Source organism: Bradyrhizobium sp. LeoB3, assembly GCF_055456055.1.
Genome location: NZ_JBVBEF010000285.1, coordinates 1 through 1,488, shown reverse-complemented (window position 1 = coordinate 1,488; position 1,488 = coordinate 1). Strand labels below are relative to the sequence as shown.

Sequence of the window (1,488 nt, the reverse complement as noted above, 5' to 3'; positions counted from 1 at the left end):
GGGCATGCACGGATCTCTGAGGCTCCATCCGACTGCGACGGCATGGAAGTATTCAAGGCCGGTTTTGAAGGTGATCGGGCCTGGCGGCTTGGATGATGGATAGCCATCCCAGCCGCCGAGGCGGCCGATGATCCAGGCGGCCCAGGCGAGGCTGTCGGGGGGATGTGGGTTTTTCAGCCGTTTGGTTCTGGCTTCGAGCTGCTGATTGAGGGCGGTAAGCGCGGCGACCTCGCTGGCGGTGAAGGCGATGTGGACCGACTGTGGGCCGCCGTTCCGCGCCTGCAGGAGCTGGATGGTGATGACGGCAGCCTTGGCGGCGATGGCGACCAGTTTGAGGAGCCGGTTAGCCGTGCCGATTTGACTGTCTTCGAGCTTGAAGCCTTGTGTCTTAAGGACGCGGAAGAACTGCTCGATGATCCAGCGCCGTTTGTACCATTCGACGATGCGCCAAGCGTCCTGTGCATTGGCGATCCGATGCGAGGTGAGAAGCCGCCAATGCAGCGGCTCGACCCCGGCTTTGGCGTTGACCTCGCGTACATCAACGACAGCCACTGGCAGGCTTTTCGGCAGATGGCGCAGGAACTTGGTCTGTGGTCGCGCGAGCTCGGTTGCGCCAAAACGGAGTTCGAGGTGAGCCCGACGTGCAGGCCGCTGTGGACGTGCAGGCAGCTCGATGGTGCGCTGATCCACCACGGTCATGGCATCGCTGGTCGCATATAAGCCGTCGCCGGAGGCCAGCTTGCGATCATGCATGCTGCGGGCGATCACGTGGTAGTGCTGCTCGGCCGCACTGGCATAAAGGGCAAAGATGTCGCTCTCGCGGTCACCGAGCACGGTCACCATCGCGGCGCCGGTGAGCAATGGCTTGGCCGCGAGCACGGTGGATATCCAGCGCAGTGATTCCTTGTCCGACAATTCGCGCGCGTCATGCGAGACGGTGCGGCGCTCCCCACGGGTCCACACCTCGCCGCTCACAAGTCCAAGGCAGCTGCCGTTGTCCGCATCCACCGCCAGCAGCGGATGCAGCAGCACGCCGTGATGATTGCCCTTGCCGATCGCCCCCAGCCGGCGTCGGCGTTGCGGCGTGGTGTTGAAGTGGATTTCGCTGGTGTCCTGGATCGCCAGCACATGGCGGCCCGCAACCGCCGCAACCGTGCTTTCGCTCCAGCTTTCGACAATACGCTCCGTTGTCACCTTGGGGTGGCCGAGAAAGCGGTTGAACCGCACCTCCAGCGCGCGGTCACCCTTGGCAAGCCGCCGCAGGCAAACATCCTTGCCCGCAACCATGCGTTCGACGAGCGCCGCCCCCCTTTATCGAGACGACGATCCCCGAACCGGCCCAACGTCCAGTCAATCCGTGGCGACATCGCGGCACCTCCGTCAAATCGAAGTGCCACAATAGAAATCACACAGATTCCCGATTCTGGAATCCCTCACACCCGCCCCGAGTCAATCCGCCGCACCGCACCACATCTGTGCATGCCCTAG

General features: G+C 63.3%; 1 protein-coding gene. It reads right to left on the bottom strand.

The genetic code is table 11. The annotated features are described in order from the left end of the window. A partial coding sequence (locus ACZXDY_RS45870) for an IS4 family transposase (protein WP_464350007.1) occupies positions 1 to 1,287 on the bottom strand: 1,287 nt, incomplete at its 3' end. Between the last annotated feature and the right edge of the window lie 201 nt (positions 1,288 to 1,488).